This window comes from Dyadobacter sp. NIV53 (assembly GCF_019711195.1).
Classification (GTDB): domain Bacteria; phylum Bacteroidota; class Bacteroidia; order Cytophagales; family Spirosomataceae; genus Dyadobacter.
Map to the genome: position 1 here is coordinate 4,548,724 of NZ_CP081299.1, position 17,529 is coordinate 4,566,252.

Annotated in this window: 20 protein-coding genes and 2 pseudogenes; 13 read left to right on the top strand and 9 right to left on the bottom strand. The window is 40.1% G+C overall.

Features of this window, described 5'->3' with window-relative positions; translation table 11 throughout:
• Window positions 1-68: 68 nt before the first annotated feature.
• The 9 genes and pseudogenes from KZC02_RS32535 to KZC02_RS18640 all read right to left on the bottom strand — a co-directional run bounded on the left by KZC02_RS32535 (window position 69) and on the right by KZC02_RS18640 (window position 8,313).
• The gene (locus KZC02_RS32535) at window positions 69-485 is read right to left on the bottom strand and encodes a hypothetical protein (protein ID WP_310590453.1); all 417 of its coding nucleotides are present in this window, start codon (window positions 483-485) and stop codon (window positions 69-71) included.
• On the bottom strand, window positions 467-1,090 hold the full coding sequence (locus KZC02_RS32540; RefSeq protein WP_255636888.1) for a hypothetical protein: 624 nt from the start codon (window positions 1,088-1,090) through the stop codon (window positions 467-469). The genes KZC02_RS32535 and KZC02_RS32540 overlap by 19 nt, the downstream gene beginning before the upstream one ends.
• Complete coding sequence (locus KZC02_RS32545; RefSeq protein WP_255636889.1) at window positions 1,080-1,538, bottom strand: oligopeptide:H+ symporter; 459 nt, start codon at window positions 1,536-1,538, stop codon at window positions 1,080-1,082. The genes KZC02_RS32540 and KZC02_RS32545 overlap by 11 nt, the downstream gene beginning before the upstream one ends.
• A 189-nt stretch (window positions 1,539-1,727) precedes the next feature.
• A complete protein-coding gene (locus KZC02_RS18615) occupies window positions 1,728-2,636 on the bottom strand; it encodes a hypothetical protein (protein ID WP_221390079.1) in 909 nt (302 codons plus the stop codon).
• 176 nt (window positions 2,637-2,812) lie between these two features.
• Window positions 2,813-3,589 carry a YgcG family protein gene (locus KZC02_RS18620; RefSeq protein ID WP_221390080.1) on the bottom strand — a complete coding sequence of 259 codons (777 nt, stop codon included), beginning with the start codon at window positions 3,587-3,589 and terminating at the stop codon, window positions 2,813-2,815.
• A 5-nt stretch (window positions 3,590-3,594) separates the two neighbouring features.
• Window positions 3,595-4,038 carry a TPM domain-containing protein gene (locus KZC02_RS18625; RefSeq protein WP_221390081.1) on the bottom strand — a complete coding sequence of 148 codons (444 nt, stop codon included), beginning with the start codon at window positions 4,036-4,038 and terminating at the stop codon, window positions 3,595-3,597.
• 109 nt (window positions 4,039-4,147) lie between these two features.
• Complete coding sequence (locus KZC02_RS18630; RefSeq protein ID WP_221390082.1) at window positions 4,148-4,729, bottom strand: LemA family protein; 582 nt, start codon at window positions 4,727-4,729, stop codon at window positions 4,148-4,150.
• 153 nt (window positions 4,730-4,882) lie between these two features.
• Entirely contained in the window at window positions 4,883-6,082 is a 1,200-nt protein-coding gene (locus tag KZC02_RS18635) for a deoxyribodipyrimidine photo-lyase (RefSeq protein WP_221390083.1), read from the bottom strand.
• 288 nt (window positions 6,083-6,370) lie between these two features.
• Window positions 6,371-8,313 (bottom strand): annotated as a pseudogene (locus KZC02_RS18640) (OmpA family protein).
• A gap of 453 nt (window positions 8,314-8,766) precedes the next feature.
• Here KZC02_RS18640 and rpsL point away from each other — a divergent pair.
• The 13 genes and pseudogenes from rpsL to rpmC all read left to right on the top strand — a co-directional run bounded on the left by rpsL (window position 8,767) and on the right by rpmC (window position 17,523).
• Window positions 8,767-9,180: a 30S ribosomal protein S12 gene (gene rpsL, locus KZC02_RS18645; RefSeq protein ID WP_221390084.1), complete on the top strand. Its 414-nt coding sequence runs from the start codon at window positions 8,767-8,769 to the stop codon at window positions 9,178-9,180.
• 117 nt (window positions 9,181-9,297) lie between these two features.
• Window positions 9,298-9,764 (top strand): annotated as a pseudogene (rpsG, locus tag KZC02_RS18650) (30S ribosomal protein S7).
• Between the two features lie 237 nt (window positions 9,765-10,001).
• Complete coding sequence (fusA, locus tag KZC02_RS18655; RefSeq protein ID WP_221390085.1) at window positions 10,002-12,122, top strand: elongation factor G; 2,121 nt, start codon at window positions 10,002-10,004, stop codon at window positions 12,120-12,122.
• Window positions 12,123-12,221: 99 nt separating this feature from the next.
• Window positions 12,222-12,527: a 30S ribosomal protein S10 gene (gene rpsJ, locus KZC02_RS18660; RefSeq protein ID WP_221390086.1), complete on the top strand. Its 306-nt coding sequence runs from the start codon at window positions 12,222-12,224 to the stop codon at window positions 12,525-12,527.
• A gap of 281 nt (window positions 12,528-12,808) precedes the next feature.
• Entirely contained in the window at window positions 12,809-13,429 is a 621-nt protein-coding gene (gene rplC / locus KZC02_RS18665) for a 50S ribosomal protein L3 (RefSeq protein ID WP_221390087.1), read from the top strand.
• Window positions 13,430-13,434: 5 nt separating this feature from the next.
• Window positions 13,435-14,064: a 50S ribosomal protein L4 gene (rplD, locus tag KZC02_RS18670; protein WP_221390088.1), complete on the top strand. Its 630-nt coding sequence runs from the start codon at window positions 13,435-13,437 to the stop codon at window positions 14,062-14,064.
• A 2-nt stretch (window positions 14,065-14,066) separates the two neighbouring features.
• Entirely contained in the window at window positions 14,067-14,354 is a 288-nt protein-coding gene (gene rplW / locus KZC02_RS18675) for a 50S ribosomal protein L23 (RefSeq protein ID WP_025764313.1), read from the top strand.
• Window positions 14,355-14,393: 39 nt separating this feature from the next.
• A complete protein-coding gene (gene rplB, locus KZC02_RS18680) occupies window positions 14,394-15,218 on the top strand; it encodes a 50S ribosomal protein L2 (RefSeq protein ID WP_221390089.1) in 825 nt (274 codons plus the stop codon).
• Between the two features lie 9 nt (window positions 15,219-15,227).
• Window positions 15,228-15,506 (top strand): 30S ribosomal protein S19, encoded by a 279-nt coding sequence (gene rpsS / locus KZC02_RS18685; RefSeq protein WP_167266882.1) that lies wholly within the window; start codon window positions 15,228-15,230, stop codon window positions 15,504-15,506.
• Between the two features lie 56 nt (window positions 15,507-15,562).
• Window positions 15,563-15,952: a 50S ribosomal protein L22 gene (gene rplV, locus KZC02_RS18690; protein WP_221390090.1), complete on the top strand. Its 390-nt coding sequence runs from the start codon at window positions 15,563-15,565 to the stop codon at window positions 15,950-15,952.
• 19 nt (window positions 15,953-15,971) lie between these two features.
• Window positions 15,972-16,811 (top strand): 30S ribosomal protein S3, encoded by an 840-nt coding sequence (gene rpsC / locus KZC02_RS18695; protein ID WP_221390091.1) that lies wholly within the window; start codon window positions 15,972-15,974, stop codon window positions 16,809-16,811.
• Window positions 16,812-16,858: 47 nt separating this feature from the next.
• On the top strand, window positions 16,859-17,284 hold the full coding sequence (rplP, locus tag KZC02_RS18700) for a 50S ribosomal protein L16 (protein WP_221390092.1): 426 nt from the start codon (window positions 16,859-16,861) through the stop codon (window positions 17,282-17,284).
• Between the two features lie 44 nt (window positions 17,285-17,328).
• Entirely contained in the window at window positions 17,329-17,523 is a 195-nt protein-coding gene (rpmC, locus tag KZC02_RS18705) for a 50S ribosomal protein L29 (RefSeq protein ID WP_221390093.1), read from the top strand.
• Window positions 17,524-17,529: the final 6 nt, after the last annotated feature.

Consider the following 17,529-nt stretch of genomic DNA (forward strand, 5'->3'; position numbering starts at 1 on the left):
CAATTAAGGAAGACTTGCCAGGTTTTGGAAACGGAGAGATCCAATCCCGGCAAGTCTAAACCCAAATATTACTTAATACCGCCTGTCCATGTTTTGAGAGGTCTTTGTAGTACAAATATAATTCCTCCTACAATAACACAGAACCATACGATACTCATAAACAGTTCTGGCATTTGCTGGATATTTTCAGCATTAAAACCACCTGCAAACAATCCTGCAAAAAGATTTCCCAGTGCAGCGGCTACAAACCAAATTCCCATTAACTGGCTAAGATATTTCTTAGGAGCAAGTTTGGTGTAAGCGCTCAACCCCACAGGACTTAAACACAATTCCCCAAGTGTATGAAACAGGAAAGTAGAAATCAAAAACAGTGAAGAGGTTTTTACTCCTGTAAGAGCAATTTTTGCCGCTAGAACCATGATGTAGTAACCAATGGCTAATAGAAATAATCCGATTGCAAATTTTATTAAGAGTGGCAGGGTAATATTTTTTTCTCAAGATAAATCCAAAGAGAACCGATTACCGGAGATAAAGCCACTAAAAAGAAGGGGTTGAAATTTTGAAACCAGCTTGATGGTAATCCAAAAGGAATCTCCGAGTACCTGTCAGCAAATATCTGAAGTGAAGAGCCTTGTTGTTCAAAACCGGCCCAGAACAATACAGCTCCCCAGAATAATATAAAAAGTATAACAATACGTTTAACTTCAATACCGGACAGATTCGACGCAAACATCAGATTGGCAAAGTATACAATTACTACTGCAACTGCTATGATGCCCATTGAAGTTGCAGTTCCTGCTTTACTGCTCCAGCTAAAAGTACCGTTAAATTGAAGGTATAGCAGAAATATAATTAAAGCCGCTGCCAGAACCCAGGTAAGCGGCCCCACTTTGACGTGATCAGGATCATTTTTGCCTCCTTTGGGGTACATACCTTTATCCTGAAGATATTTTGGGGCAAAATAACGATAGACAAGCAATCCCATTAACATCGCAACTGCTGCTGCACCAAAACCATAATGCCAGCCTACTTTTTGTCCCAGATAACCAACTACGAATATTCCCAGAAAGGAGCCAAGATTAATACCCATGTAAAAAATCGAAAAAGCGGCATCTCTTCTTGCACCGCCTTCTGGGATACAGTTCGCTTACAATTGAGCTGATATTTGGTTTTAATAAACCTGTCCCCAAAGCAACCATGGCAAGTCCGCTAAAAAAGACAAACTGAGTAGAAGGGAAAGCTAAAATGATATGGCCGATCATGATGACGATACCACCAAGCCAGATTGCCTTTCGCTGTCCTAAGATATTGTCGGCCAGCCAGCCACCCGGCAAGGATAAGAGATAAACTGAAAATGTATACAATCCATAAATTGCACCTCCTTCTCCTTCTTCAAAACCCAGCCCTCCTTTGGTTTTATCTAGCAGGAACAAAAGGAGAATGGCTCTCATGCCGTAATAACTGAACCGTTCCCACATTTCTGTGAAAAATAATACGTAAAGCCCAGGCGGGTGTTTTTGGGATACTTGTTGTGACATAAAGTTAATGAGGTATTTTATTTGGTAAATGTGGGTTCTGTCATCTGATTATAATGGCGCAAGATAGGAATTAAGAATAAATATTAAATAATAGTTTATTTAAACAATGAATTTGTAAGCTACCCTGTAAACGAAAAGAGCTGAACGGATTTTCCGTTCAGCTCTTTTCAATCAAATTTATTTTTCAGACTACTTAACCGAAAACGAGCCTTCTCCAATTGAAAATCCCTCGGCATATAATTCTATCGTATATTTTCCTTTTGAAAATGGTGTTGCCCGGTCGTATAGGATACTGATATCCTGATTATTATTGCCATAAACAATATCCTGACTAATGGTATACCCTTGTTTCTGACCGTTATAATCAAATTCTCCTGAACCTGTTGCAGCGTCGGAAATTGTTGCACCGGCCGGATCAATTATACGCATATAGATTGTTTTGTTATCTGTAAGTGTAAGTGGATTTTTCTCAAGAATAAAATCTACCCGTACTTTATCCACTCTTTTGGCTTTCACATTTTCCCCTTCTCTAACTTTACCTTTAGAAGAAATAGCATACACCTTTACACTTCGTGCACGTAAAGCAGCAGCCATTGTAACTTTGGATTCCAGCTCAGTATTTTTAGAAATTACACCAGATAAAGAGTCGCTAACCGCTTTTTTGCTCGTTTCCAGTGAAGTATTGGTTTGAACCAGCGTTTCATTCTGACTGATCAATTGCTGATTTTCTTCTCTTAACTGGGCAATCTCTTCATCCTTTTTGGTTAAAAAGTCCTCATATTCTTTTACTTTTTTACCCATTAAAGCATTGCCTTTGCGAAGGGAAATACGATCCTGTTCCAGTGACGCCTTCGCTTTTTGTAATTCTGCTATATCGCCACCAAGCCCCTGAACTTCCAGAATACGTGCATCTAGCTGCTTTGCAATAGAATCCAGCTTTATCTCAGATGCAGCCAGTTCTGTCACACGTTCCTGTAAGTCTGTTTCCTGTTTATTAGTAATGTCACGTTCCTGGTAATATAAATATCCAAAAACAGCAGCTACAATCGTCATTATGATAAGACCAATTACTAGGCCGGTATTATTCTTGTTTTGCATAAGTGATAATTTGGGTTAAAATAATCTTAATTTTTTCGGTAATAGTTAAAAAAGCATGCCACTGGTATACGTTTACCTATGATTAGAAATATAAAACCCGCCTGGAAAATGTTTTCCAGGCGGGTTTTATATTTCTAAGGTACTTTATAAAATGAATTTGGCTTATTTAAGTCGTACTAATAATCTCCTCCTGCACCACCTCCTCCAAAACTGCCACCTCCAAAACCTCCGAATCCCCCGCCGCTATCTCCACCACCTCCCCAGCTTCCTGATGAACCGCCTCTGCCTGAGAATGTAGAATATGGAAAGATAATTGGTCCACCGAAATTGCCGAATCCACCTCTTCCGCCACCGCCGCCATTATTTCGATTACGATAAATAATGAAAAGGATAACTACAAAAATGATGACAAAAATAAAGAGCGGCGGTATCGAATCACCTCCGTCATCATCACTTGGTTCAGCTTTGTATTCGCCGGTCGAATATTTGAAAATCTCATCTACACCGCGATCAAGGCCCCGATAGAACATGCCATTTTTGAAATCGGGAGTAATAATCTGGGATATAATACGCTTTGCAATGGCGTCAGGAACAACTCCCTCCATACCATACCCGACACTAATATATATTTTCCTGTCCGTTGACGCCCAGAGGATAACAATACCGTTGTCCTTGTCCTTTTGGCCAACACCCCATTCTCTTCCTAATTTAAGTGCATAATCAGCAATTGGATAATCTCCTGTGGTTGGTACAACAACAACAACGATCTGGGAAGACGTAGAGTCATTGTATGCCACCAGCTTTCGTTCCAGTTGCTCGACTTCGGTAGCATTCAGCTGTTTGGCAAAGTCGTTCACTAATCTTGGCGGATTAGGTTTGGCAGGAATATCCTGCGCAAGTACCCGGCAGAAAATCAGTGAAAGCAATAAAGAAAAAATAAGGTATTTTTTCATAGTGATCATTCCCCAAACGAAATATCGTCAGGAAGTTCGTTGATGTCGTCTGAGCTGTAAGGAAAATGTTTTTTTAACTGTATACCTGCTTCATTAATGCCCAGGCATAAGCCTTCTACAAAATGGTTATTAGAAAAATGGCTGCGAAGCAGATCTTTGGTACTATCCCAAAAATCTTCCGGTACTTTTTCAAAAATACCTTTGTCTCCTAAAACGGCAAATTTACGGTCTTCGTAAGCAAGATAAAAAAGGACGCCGTTGTGATCCTGTGTAAGGTGCATATTCAAAAGCCCAAAGACTTCTTTTGCCCGGTCCATTACATTTTCAGAAAGGCATTTCTTTTCGATATGTACTTTGATCTCACCGGAAGTTTGTTTTTCAGCATCCTGTATTGCTTCGACAATACGTTGCTGTTCCTTTTCTCCGAAAAAAAGTGAATCGGCCGCCATGATTAAAAGTTGTCAACGGACAAAATCCGCCAGGATGAAGAATGGGAATCAATGAATAAAAATCGTTAAAGTGATGAATGGTAAATCCATCACTTTAACGATTAATAACTTAGAATTTTACAGTCGGAGCATTTTCAGAGCCTGCTGCAGCTGTAAAGTAGCCTTTTTGCGCAAATCCGAAAACACCTGCAAACAGATTAGTAGGGAAAGTACGGACTTCCTGGTTATAATCTTTTACAACAGTGTTGAAATCGTTACGGGCAACGGTAATACGGTTTTCAGTCCCTTCCAATTGCGCCTGAAGTTCTAAGAAGTTCTGGTTAGCTTTCAAATCAGGATATCGCTCAACGGATACCAAAAGCCGGGAAAGAGCGCCGCTCAACTGATCCTGCGCACCCTGGAATTTAGCAATGTTTTCAGGTGTAAGCTGATCTGCATTAATAGTGGTAGAAGTTGCTTTTGCCCGGGCTTCAATAACACTTGTTAAAGTGCTTTTTTCAAAGTCAGCAGCTCCTTTTACGGTATTTACCAGGTTTGGAATAAGATCCGCCCTGCGCTGATACTGACTTTCTACTCTGGCCCATGATTCTTTTACAACCTCATCCTTACCTACAAGCCCGTTATATTTACCACAACCGACAAATCCAAGAATAAGAAAAATAGCTATGACTGCAATTAGTCCTTTTGACATTTTATTAATTAGTTTAGAGTTAGTGAATCGAGTTCAAAGTTGCCCAAAGCTAGTAAAATCTTTAAGAAAAACTACATAGCCGGTTTTCTGCAATTATATGAAGTTGCCCGTCAGGATAGCAGGAGAAATATGATTGATTAAAACGCAGCTTTTTTAGTCAGCCCCGACTCCGGCCAGATTATTCCATCTTCCCCAGTTAACGGATACTTCGTAATCAATCAGGAAACTTTCAAAATACATGGCTCCCCAGGTCCAGTTAATTTCACAGTTTTTAACCAGATAAGCAGCTGCGGTTTCACGTTCAGAATAATACAGGTCACCGGTTGAAACCAGTTTTATCATAATCTCATTTACGTCAGGATTATCTGTATCTCCGCTTTTCCATTTTTCAAACATTGCAGCATCATTATGCCATTGCTGGTTAAAATTGTGCTTGATTCCGCTTGGTTTAAATAACCTCGGCCCAAAGCGAAGCAAAGTCCAGTGAAAATAATCCCTGGCTAAAAGATTATTCACAACTATATCGGTCACCGGATGATCCTGCAAACGTTCCGTAACCGTATCATATATAAAGCGGGCAGAAATACAGCCCAATGAAAGCCAGTTGGCTAATTGTGAGTCGGTGATGTAATCCTTGAAATCAGGGTTCAGATTATTTTCAATACAATCTTTAATAAACATATCAACCCTTGCCAAAGCTACTGTCTCACCTCCGCGTTTGAACGTCTCTGTTTCTATATTTGAACCGGCCATTTCCTGAGGATCAATTCCGAGCATAGGCAATGAGGGGATTATTCCTGCTTCATATTCCGAAGGTAACGCAATATGTCCTGGTTCGGCGAAAGGCTTCTTGATCTTTAAATGATGCTTTATTGTATTTTGAAAATTAAGAAAGCCACCTGGCAATTTAGAAATGGGGAAAGGCAAATCCATAATTGGACTCAAGGTATCCATCCAGAACAGCTTGATGTCTACATTACTTACTTTCAGTTTTTTACTTAGAGATGACTCAATCCTGGTTTCTTCAGGAGCAATTTCTTTACTTGTGTAAACGTAATCGGCATTATAAGTGTCAGCAAGCTGGGCTATGATCTTTTCAGGATCACCAATACGGATCAATAAATCGCCTCCTTTTTCACGTAAACGATTCCTGAGATCAATTATACATTCTATTAAAAACTGTGCACGTAATACACCGGTTCTACGGAAACCCAATCTTGTATTTTCAAACTGGCGTGGATCAAATACATAAACAGGAATAACCTCCTGGGCCGTATTTACGGCGGCAAATAGTGCTTCGTTATCATTTAGTCTAAGGTCATTTCTAAACCAATAAACAATTCGTTGAGTCATCGACGGTAGTTCGTAATCTTGATAAAATATAATTTTCGTTTTGCAATAATACGGATAAAAAATGTGACGCTGTAATTACAAGATGATAGCAGTGATTAACAGAACATAGTTAAGTCGTCACTTTTCAATACATTCAAATTAATTTCTACAACGAATTTCAGTACAAAAAATAGGTTTATTGCTAAACGACTTTACCCAACCAAGTATGTTGGATCTATCAATAGTTCAAAAATGAAAAGGCCTGAATTTTTAAAAATTCAGGCCTTTTCATTTTTGAAGAACCAATACTTAATAGCTTAAAATTGTAAATTCTGTTCTACGGTTTCTTTGGTGCTCTTCCTCTGTTTTCGCATTTGGAACGATGAGTTCACGTTCACCGTAGCCTTTGGCAGTCATCCTTTCAGTATCTATACCTTTGGAAATGAGATAATTTACAGCAGATTCGGCTCTGTTTTGCGATAATGTCATATTATACGCATCCGTTGCGCGTGCATCCGTATGTGAACTTAATTCAATACTTACTGATGGATTATCTTTCAGGATCTGAACAAGTTTATCCAGTTCGATCGCTGCATCCGAACGGATATTGTATTTATTTAGATCATAATAAATATTTTCTAAGACAAAAGTTTTGTTCAGTTCCAGTTTGTCCAGCTTAATAGTAACCTGATAAGTCGTGTCCGTAATTGCTTTTGTCAGAAATACAGGTGGGATGCTGCGGCCATCCATAGAGAATGGTTCTCTTTTACTGATATACCCTTTACGTTCCACTAGCAGTACATAAGACCTGCCTTCTTCCACAGGCTGCGTTCCGAATTTACCATCTTTTGCAGAAACAAACTGACTGATCTGTGCATCTGATGTGTCAGGTAAAATATGAACGGTCGCAGAATCAACCGGTGTCAGTTCTGGTGTGTTTGCCAATACATTTCCTGCCAGAAAATAACGGACCGTTTTTAACTTGCCATTAACATAATTCGGGTTCTTTGGATTAAGCGGATCATTGGGATCATCGTTTTTGGCAATTGTAGTGGTATCGGGTTCTTCAGGTGAAGAGAAATAGTAGATATCATCGTCTCCTTTACCACCATCACGATTTGAAGAGAAAAAACCTTTCTTTTGGTTCTGGTAAAAAATAAGTCCAAAATCATCCTGAGGACTGTTAAACGGAAGTCCCAGATTCTCAATTGTAATAACACCCTGCGTTCTGGTTGCAGTAAAGATATCCAGTTTCCCCAAACCAGGATGTCCGTCAGAAGCAAAATAAAGTTTGCCACCTTCCGCTACATACGGAAACATTTCGTCTCCTGCCGTATTAATATCTTTTCCCATATTTACCGGTTTGCTGAATCGGCCGGAAGCATCAATATTTGTGCGGTACAAATCAATTCCGCCTGAGCCACCTGCCCGATTTGAGGCAAAGTACAAGGTTTTGCCATCACGCGAAAACGCCGGAGAGCCATCCCATGCGAGTGAATCATTAATGGGTAATATGGCAGGTGCAGTCCATTGTCCACCTACATTACGGCTTTGGTAAAGGTCAACGTCAACAGTCCCTTTCTTTTTACCAGAATTACCTCTTGCAAATATAAGTGTCTTGCCATCTGGCGAAAACGTCGGTGATCCTTCATTGGCATCTTCAGCAAAAATTTCTTTACTGAATAATACCGGCGTTCCCTGAGTATCGCCTGCATCTTGAGAGAGAGCTACTTTATAAAGACCAAGCATAGGCTGACCGTTATTTTTATAGATTTTTTCTTTTTGGAAGAAGAAAAAATCAGTTCGTTTCCCAGAACAGCCTGTGAAAATTCTGACCCGGTAGTATTCAAAGGAATGTCTTTGATACTCACATCCATTTTTTGCGTACGAAGGCGATCTGTTATTTTTAGGATTTCAATTTCCCTTAATGCTCTTTCCTGGAGGTTTTTCGGACTGGCAGTAGCTTTGGCAAACAGCGCAAACTGATTAGATGCCTCTTCGTATTGGCCCGCCGTTTTCAGCGCATAGGCATATTGAAACTGCGCCTCAGGATTTGTAAGGCCCGCGTCAAGTGCTTTTTTATAAAAGGGAATAGATTCTTTAAAGCGGTTTGATAATCTGTATGATTCTGCAATCATAAAATTAGTCTGGGCTGGTTCATAATTTTCAGCAGCAGCCTTTTCCAGGCCTTTGATAGCCAGATCATATTCTCCGTTACCAAATTTCTTAACTCCGTCCTTATAAGCCTGCATGGTAGAATTACAGCCGGACAATAACATGCTAATTATCTGAAAGCTAATAACTAAGGTAAAATAATACCGCAAAATTTTCATAATTTAAAATATAAAATCAAACGATTCGACGCGCACTTCGGGTTTTAAAAAGACAATACTAATAAACAACGTTTGGAAATAAAATTATGGATACAACGCAGCAAAATTTTTATCAAAATCCTAATGTATAGCCTAAATAGTCAATTCCGGGTATTGCTATGAAATTATGTGCATCGAATTATGTTGTAATAATAAGGTACTTACGATTAGAAACATACTGCTTTACGTCGTTTCGTAAAGATATTAGTAAAAAAGATCACTAACACTTTGTAAATCAATCAAAGTGTCTTACTTTTGCAGTCCGATTTTTCGGGAAAACTGTTTATAAAACAATAGACTGGTGCATTAACCAGATCAAAATCAATTTGTTAAATGCCAACTATTTCACAATTAGTCCGTAAAGGTAGAGAGACCATTACATGGAAATCAAAGTCACCGGCTTTGGATTCTTGCCCTCAGCGTAGGGGTGTGTGTACCAGGGTGTACACCACAACGCCAAAAAAACCGAACTCAGCACTTCGTAAAGTAGCTCGTGTTCGTCTATCCAACAACAAGGAGGTAAATGCTTACATCCCTGGGGAAGGACACAACTTGCAGGAGCACTCGATCGTATTGATCCGTGGTGGTCGTGTTAAAGATTTACCGGGTGTTCGTTACCACATTATCCGTGGTGCATTGGATACTGCAGGTGTAAGCGGACGTAAACAACGTCGTTCTAAATACGGTGCTAAGCGTCCTAAACCAGGGCAAGTTGCTGCTGCACCAACAAAAGGTAAGAAAAAATAAAAAGTAACTCTCTCTGCTTTTATTAAAGAAATATTCTGATAAAAGGGAAGTAATCCGGGAGATGATCCTGGGTGAATAAGTTGCAAAACGAAACCTCGTTAAACATTAAGTACTAAAATGAGAAAGTCCAAACCAAAGAAAAGATATATCCTGCCTGATCCAAAGTTCAGAGATGTACAGGTTACCAAATTTGTTAACAACCTGATGCATCAGGGTAAAAAAAGCATTGCTTTTACTATTTTTTATGACGCTCTTGAACTGGTTGAGAAAAAACCAGCGAAAGTGGTCTTGAAACATGGAAAAAAGCATTGAACAACGTTACTCCTTCAGTTGAAGTGAAAAGCCGCCGTGTTGGTGGTGCTACGTTCCAGGTTCCTACGGAAGTTCGTCCTGAGCGTAAAGCTTCACTTGGTATGAAATGGTTGATCAATTATTCACGTAAACGTGGAGAAAAAACAATGGTTGATCGCCTTGCAGGTGAAATTATTGCTGCTGCAAAAGGTGAAGGAGCTGCTGTTAAAAAGAAAGATGATACTCACCGTATGGCGGATGCAAACAAAGCATTCTCGCATTTTAGGTTCTAGGAATCAGAGTTTCTAATAAATATTAATGTCTTCGGAAGTCTGATTTTTATCAGACTTCCGTTTTTTTTGAATTATTAAAAATAATACTTGATACTCATTGTTTTTATAATCAATAATTTATACTTTTGCGCTCTGAATTACTGAAAAGGATCAAGAAGATTACCTCTTGTCAAATTCAAAGTTGCTTCGGAATTCAAAATTGCACATCGAATATAATATAACACATCACCATTTGTTATGGCACGTGATCTAAGATTAACAAGAAATATTGGTATTGCCGCTCACATTGACGCGGGTAAAACAACAACTACTGAGCGTATTCTTTATTACGCAGGAGTTAGCCATAAAATTGGAGAAGTACATGATGGTGCTGCTACAATGGACTGGATGGAGCAGGAGCAGGAGCGTGGAATTACCATTACTTCGGCAGCTACAACGGTTGATTGGAATTATCGTGGCGAAAAATACCATATCAACATTATTGATACTCCGGGTCACGTTGACTTTACAGTTGAAGTAAACCGATCACTACGTGTATTGGATGGTCTTGTGTTTTTGTTTAGTGCGGTTGATGGTGTTGAGCCTCAGTCGGAAACTAACTGGCGTTTGGCTAATAACTATAACGTTGCCCGTATTGGTTTCGTAAATAAAATGGACCGTTCAGGTGCAGACTTTTTGAAAGTTTGTGCTCAGGTGAAAGAAATGTTGGGCAGTTATGCTGTTCCGCTTCAATTACCTATCGGCGCTGAGGATACATTCAGAGGAGTTGTGGATCTTATCAATTTCCGCGGAATCGAATGGAATGAAGAAGATAAAGGAATGACTTTTAAAGAAGTTCCAATTCCGGAAGATATGCTTGAAGAAGCGACTGAATGGAGAGAAAAACTTCTTGAAGCAGTTGCTGAATTTGATGATACTTTAATGGAAAAGTATTTCGAAGATCCAACTTCAATATCAGAGGCAGAAATTCTTGCAGCTTTGCGCGCAGCAACGATCAGCATGAAAATTGTTCCGATGGTTTGTGGTTCTTCATTCAAAAATAAAGGAGTTCAGACGATGCTTGATTACGTGATGGCTATTTTGCCTTCGCCTCAGGATCGTGAAAGTATTATTGGAACAGATCCACGTACGGGATTGGAAATTTCACGTCAGCCTACCGATGCTGATCCTTTCTGTGCACTGGCGTTTAAAATTGCAACTGACCCTTATGTAGGACGTCTGTGTTTTATCCGTTCATATTCTGGTTACCTTGATTCCGGTTCTTATGTATTGAATAACCGTTCAGGAAATAAGGAACGTATCTCGCGTATCTTTCAAATGCATGCGAACAAGCAAAATCAGATTGATCGTCTTGAAGCAGGTGATATTGGAGCGGTAGTTGGTTTTAAGGATATAAAAACCGGTGATACTTTGTCGGACGAAAAATTCCCGATCGTTCTTGAATCAATGGTGTTTCCGGAGCCGGTTATTGGATACGCAATTGAGCCTAAGAAAGCTGCTGACAGCGATAACTTCTCTAAGGCTATTACTAAACTAATCGAAGAAGATCCTACGTTACAAGTAGAAAGTAACGAAGAAACTGGTCAGACCATTATAAAAGGAATGGGAGAACTTCACCTTGAAATCATCATTGACCGTATGCGTCGTGAGTTTAAAGTTGAAGTAAACCAGGGTGCACCGCAGGTTGCTTATAAAGAAATTCTTACAAAGAACTTTGAGCACCGTGAAGTTTATAAGAAACAAACAGGTGGTCGTGGTAAATTTGCTGATATTCTTTTTGAAATCGGACCAAGAGACGATAATGAAGAAGGACAAGAACCAAAAACTGGTTTACAGTTTGTAAATCAAATTGTAGGCGGTACAATTCCTCGTGAATTTATTGCTCCTGTTCAGAAAGGATTTGAAGCTTCTATGGCTAATGGTGCTTTGGCAGGATATCCTTTGGATTCTATGAAAGTACGTTTATATCACGGATCATTCCATGATGTCGATTCAGATTCACTTTCTTTTGAACTTGCTGCTAAGATTGGTTTCAGAGAAGCTGCACGTCATGCGGGTTCGAAATTAATGGAGCCTATCATGCACGTGGAAGTTCTTACTCCTGATGAATATACAGGGCCGATTACTGGTGACTTGAACCGTCGCCGTGGTATTATGAGGGGCATGGATTCACGTAATGGTGCGCAGGTTATTAAAGCTGATGTTCCTCTTTCAGAACTATTTGGTTATGTTACCGATCTTCGTACAATGTCATCCGGACGTGCTACTGCATCTCTGACGTTTGCATACTATGAAATTGTTCCTAATAGTATTGCAGAAGCTGTTATAGAAAAAGCAAAAGGCTTAGTTAAAGCCTAATATAAAATACAAAACCTGGGAAGTAAATGGTTCTTTCCCGGGCGGATTGTCGAAACTTGTTTCGTTCAAATATTCTTAGAACCGGAAATAATAAAGATCATGAATCAAAAAATTCGTATTAAACTGCGGTCATTCGACCACAATCTGGTTGATAAATCGGCCGAGAAAATTGTAAAGGCAGTAAAGGCGACAGGTGCGGTAGTTAGCGGACCAATTCCTTTGCCTACTAAAATTGAAAAATTCACTGTTTTGCGTTCTCCGCACGTTAACAAAAAATCACGTGAACAATTTCAGCTTTGTACTTACAAACGTTTAGTAGATATTTTTTCTACAAGTGCAAAAACGGTTGACGCCTTGATGAAACTTGAATTGCCAAGTGGAGTTGACGTTGAAATTAAAGTATAGTTTTTTTGCCTGTTCTAGGCATACTAAATAATAAGTTGGATGAAGGTCCGGAATTCTGGAAACCACATCTGAGCTCAAAAGTCAGATCATTTAAAGCTTTTATTCGGCTATAAGTGTATTCTGAATGAAACTGAGGTCAGATGTTTTAAACATCTGACCTTTTTTGCTGATTATCAGCTAGAAATATAAGAAAACTGTTAGGATACGAAAATTTGATTTCTTACCTTTGCAGTCCGTTTTAAAGATTAAGGGGTTTTACCTGCTAATTTAAATTAATTAACATGTCTGGTTTAATAGGTAAAAAAATCGGAATGACTAGTTTGTACAACGCTGATGGGCAGGCTCTGGCGTGTACGGTTATCCAAGCTGGTCCTTGTGTAGTAACGCAAGTTAGGTCCGAAGAAAAGGATGGTTATAAAGCCATTCAGTTAGGTTTTGGTGAGAAAAAAGAAAAAAGTTCTTCTCAGCCATTAATTGGTCACTTCAAGAAAGCCAACACAACTCCCAAACAAAAATTGGTTGAGTTTAAGGAATTTGAAGTAGAGCATGAACTTGGAACTTCACTGTCAGTACAAGATGTATTTGCAGAAGGTGAATTTGTTGATGTAGTTGGTTCTGCCAAAGGACGCGGTTTTCAGGGTGTTGTGAAACGTCATGGATTCGCTGGAGTTGGTGGTCAGACACACGGTCAGCATAACCGTGCACGTCACCCAGGTTCGATTGGTGCTTGTTCATTCCCATCACGCGTATTTAAAGGCATTCGTATGGGTGGTCGCATGGGTAACAATCGTGTAAAAATTCAGAATTTGCGTATTCTGAAAGTGATCCCTGAGCAAAATCTTATAGTAGTAAGTGGCTCAGTACCTGGTTCAAAGAATTCATTTCTAATCCTTGAGAAATAGCACCGATGGAACTGTCCGTATTAAATATAAAAGGAGAAGATACCGGCAAGAAGGTTACTGTGTCAGAAGAAATTTTTGGCATTGAACCTAATACGCATGCGATCTATCTCGATGTAAAGCTGTACCTGGCTAATCAACGCCAAGGAACACACAAGTCAAAAGAACGTGCTGAAATTAATCACTCAACACGTAAGATTAAGAAACAAAAAGGAACCGGCGGAGCTCGTGCAGGTAGCATTAAATCTCCGGTGTTTGTAGGTGGTGGACGTATTTTTGGTCCAAGGCCTCGTGACTACGGTTTTAAAATCAATAAGAAAGTTAAAGCATTGGCTCGTAAGTCAGCTTTTTCTGTAAAGGCAAAGTCTGATGCCATTTCTGTTCTGGAAGCATTTACATTTGATGCTCCAAAAACTAAATCGTATCTGAATGTTTTAAATTCACTTGCATTGGTGAATACAAAAACATTATTAATTCTTCCAACAGTTGACAGTAACGTTTATTTGTCAAGCCGTAACATTCCGAAAGCGAAAGTTATCACTGTGGATGCAGTTAATACTTATGACCTGATGTATGCAGACCGTCTTTTAATAAGTGAATCTGCTTTGTCTATTTTGGAAACCCAATTGAACAAATAATCATGAGTGTACTGAAACGTCCGATTATAACCGAAAAGGTAACGGCTCAGGGTGGTCAAGGAAAATATGCCTTTGAAGTATCCCTTACTTCAAACAAAGTTGAGATCAAAAAGGCTATTGAAAAACTGTTTGGGGTTACCGTAGAAAGCGTTCACACAATGCGCAGCATTGGTAAAAGCAAATCCCGCACATCGGGAGGAAAGTTTGTAAGTGGAAAAACGTCAACTATAAAGAAAGCTATTGTAACAGTAGCAGAAGGTGAGATCATCGATATTTACGGTGAAGCATAATTTATAGTTGATCGATAAATCTTTGACGAGTTAATAGCAATGGCAGTTAAAAAATTAAAACCCACAAGTGCTGGTCAACGTTTTCGTTCAGCTCCTACTTTTGAGGAGATCACTGCATCGAAACCGGAAAGGAGTCTCTTAGAAACCGTCAAAAGAACAGGCGGTCGCAATAGCGCAGGACGCCGGACCATGCGACATATAGGTGGTGGTCATAAGCGGAAATACCGCGTAATAGATTTCAAAAGAAATCGTTTTGATGCACCGGCCACAGTTCTTACAATAGAGTACGATCCAAACCGCTCTGCACGTATCGCTTTGGTACAATATGCAGATGACGAAAAAAGATACGTAATTGCTCCGAACGGATTGAAAGTTGGACAAGTAATTGTTTCAGGAAGTTCAGTAGCGCCGGAAGTAGGAAACGCTCTTCCATTAGGTTCTATGCCAATTGGTACAATTGTTCATAACATAGAACTTACTCCTGGTAAAGGAGGGCAATTCGCAAGAAGCGCGGGAGCATATGCTCAGCTGGTAGCGCGTGAAGGTAAATATGCAGTTTTAAAAATGCCCTCCGGCGAAATGCGTATGATACTTTCAACCTGTATCGCAACAGTTGGAACAGTTTCCAACTCAAGTCACATGAATGTGAGTTACGGTAAAGCAGGCCGTAAGCGTTGGTTAGGTCGTCGCCCACGTGTTCGTGGTGTAGCTATGAACCCAGTCGATCACCCAATGGGTGGTGGTGAAGGTCGTTCATCCGGTGGACAACCACGGTCACGTAACGGTCAGTTCTCAAAAGGACTTAAAACCCGTGATCGTAATAAGCATTCTGAGAAATTGATTATCAGCCGTCGTAAAAAATAATAGAATAACATGGCACGCTCATTAAAAAAAGGACCATATATCGACTTCCGCCTGGAGAACAAAGTTACCGTGATGAATGGTGCAGCTCGTAAGTCAGTTATCAAAACATGGTCTCGACGCTCAATGATTTCGCCTGATTTTATCGGGCATACATTTGCAGTGCATAACGGAAACAAGTTTATACCTGTTTATGTAACTGAAAATATGGTTGGTCACAAACTGGGAGAGTTTTCCCCGACACGTAATTTCCGTGGCCATACTGCAAAAAAAGATAAAGGAAGAAAATAATTAGTCGACGATAGCTGGTTTTATAAATAGTAAAACGAGCCTATATCTGAAAGAACATGGAAGCAAGAGCTATATTAAGAAATGTGCCTACTTCTCCTCGTAAGATGAGATTAGTAGCCGACATGATTCGCGGACAAAAGGTCAGCAAAGCGTTGGCGCTGTTAAAGTTTCAACCAAGTGCTTCTTCTCCGGTATTGCATAAAGTATTACTTTCTGCAGTAGCGAACTGGCAGCAATTGAATGAAGATGCAAAGCTGGAAGACGCTGATCTCATTGTTAAAACCGTATTTATCGACGGTGGACGTATGTTGAAGCGTTTGCGCCCTGCCCCGCAAGGAAGAGCACACAGAATTCGTAAGCGTTCTAATCACATTACAATTGTGATTGATGACGCAGCGGTTTCTATCGCAAGCGCAGATAAACAAGCAGTAATCACCGAATCATAAGTAAAACGATCTATATCGAATGGGACAAAAGGTTAATCCTATAGGTCTGAGACTAGGAATTGTTAGAGGATGGGAGTCAAGTTGGTATGGTGGAAAGGACTTTTCTGACAAACTTGTTGAAGACGAAAAAATTCGTAACTATATCAAGGCACGTATCCCTAAGGGATCAATCTCGAAAGTAGTTATTGAGAGAACGCTAAAACGCATCACTCTTACGATACACACGGCTCGCCCGGGTATTGTTATCGGTAAAGGTGGTAGCGAGGTAGACAAAATCAAAGAAGAGCTTAAAAAGATTACAGGCAAAGATGTTCAGATTAACATCTATGAAATCAAAAGGCCTGAAATTGATGCTAAATTGGTTGGAGAAGCAATCGCTCAACAATTGCAGGCTCGTATCTCTTACCGTCGTGCAATGAAGCAATCAATTGCTTCTGCCATGAGGGTTGGAACACAAGGTATTAAGATTCGTCTTGCAGGACGTCTTGGTGGAGCTGAAATGGCTCGTACTGAAGAATACAAAGAAGGACGTATTCCTCTTCACACATTGAGAGCGGATATCGATTATGCAATTTCCGAAGCACAAACTATCTATGGGAAAATAGGTATTAAAGTTTGGATCTTTAAAGGTGAATTGTATGGTAAACGTGATTTGACTCCAAGTGCAGCAACTGCTGCATCTGACAGAGCGGAAAGAAGCACAGGCGGTGGAAACGATCGTGGTGGAAATGACCGTGGTGGTAGAGACAGAAGAGGTGGACGTGGCGGAAATGAAGGTGGAGGTGCTCCCCGCGCTGATGGCGCTGGTGGCGGAAGTGAAGCTGATCGCCGCAAGAGAAATAAAAATAAGAAGAAGTAATTCGACATTTTCCGGTTTTTTTAAATCGGTTCAAATAGATAAGAATCATGTTACAGCCGAAAAGGACAAAATTTCGCAAGCAACAAAAGGGAAAGGGTTCATACAACGGTTTGGCTACACGTGGGCATGAAATCGCTTTCGGATCATTTGCTATCAAGGCACTTGAACCAGGTTGGCTGACTGCACGTCAGATTGAAGCAGCCCGTATTTCAGTAACACGTGCTATGAAACGTGAAGGCCAGGTTTGGATTCGTATTTTCCCAGACAAACCAATTACCAAAAAACCTGCAGAGGTTCGTATGGGTAAAGGTAAAGGTGCTCCGGAATATTGGGTAGCTCCTGTTAAGCCCGGAACAATCATCTTCGAAGCGAACGGTGTTACACTGGATACCGCAAATGAAGCATTGCGTTTGGCTGCACAAAAGTTGCCGATCAAAACAAAGTTCGTGGTACGTCGGGATTATCAGGAATAAGACCAACCCCGAACGTATTATAAGAACGCTAATTATTAAAAGCAATGACTAGTAAAGAAATAAAGGATCTGTCGCAGGATCAGCTTAAAGAGCAGATCGCCCAAGAGAGAGAGCGCTTATTAAGGTTGAAATTTGCTCATGCTATTTCTCCCGTCGAAAACCCTTTGCGTATTCGCGCCTCACGTAAGGAAGTTGCAAGACTCCTAACCGAGCTGTCGGCTAAAAATAACCAACAGTAAATCAGT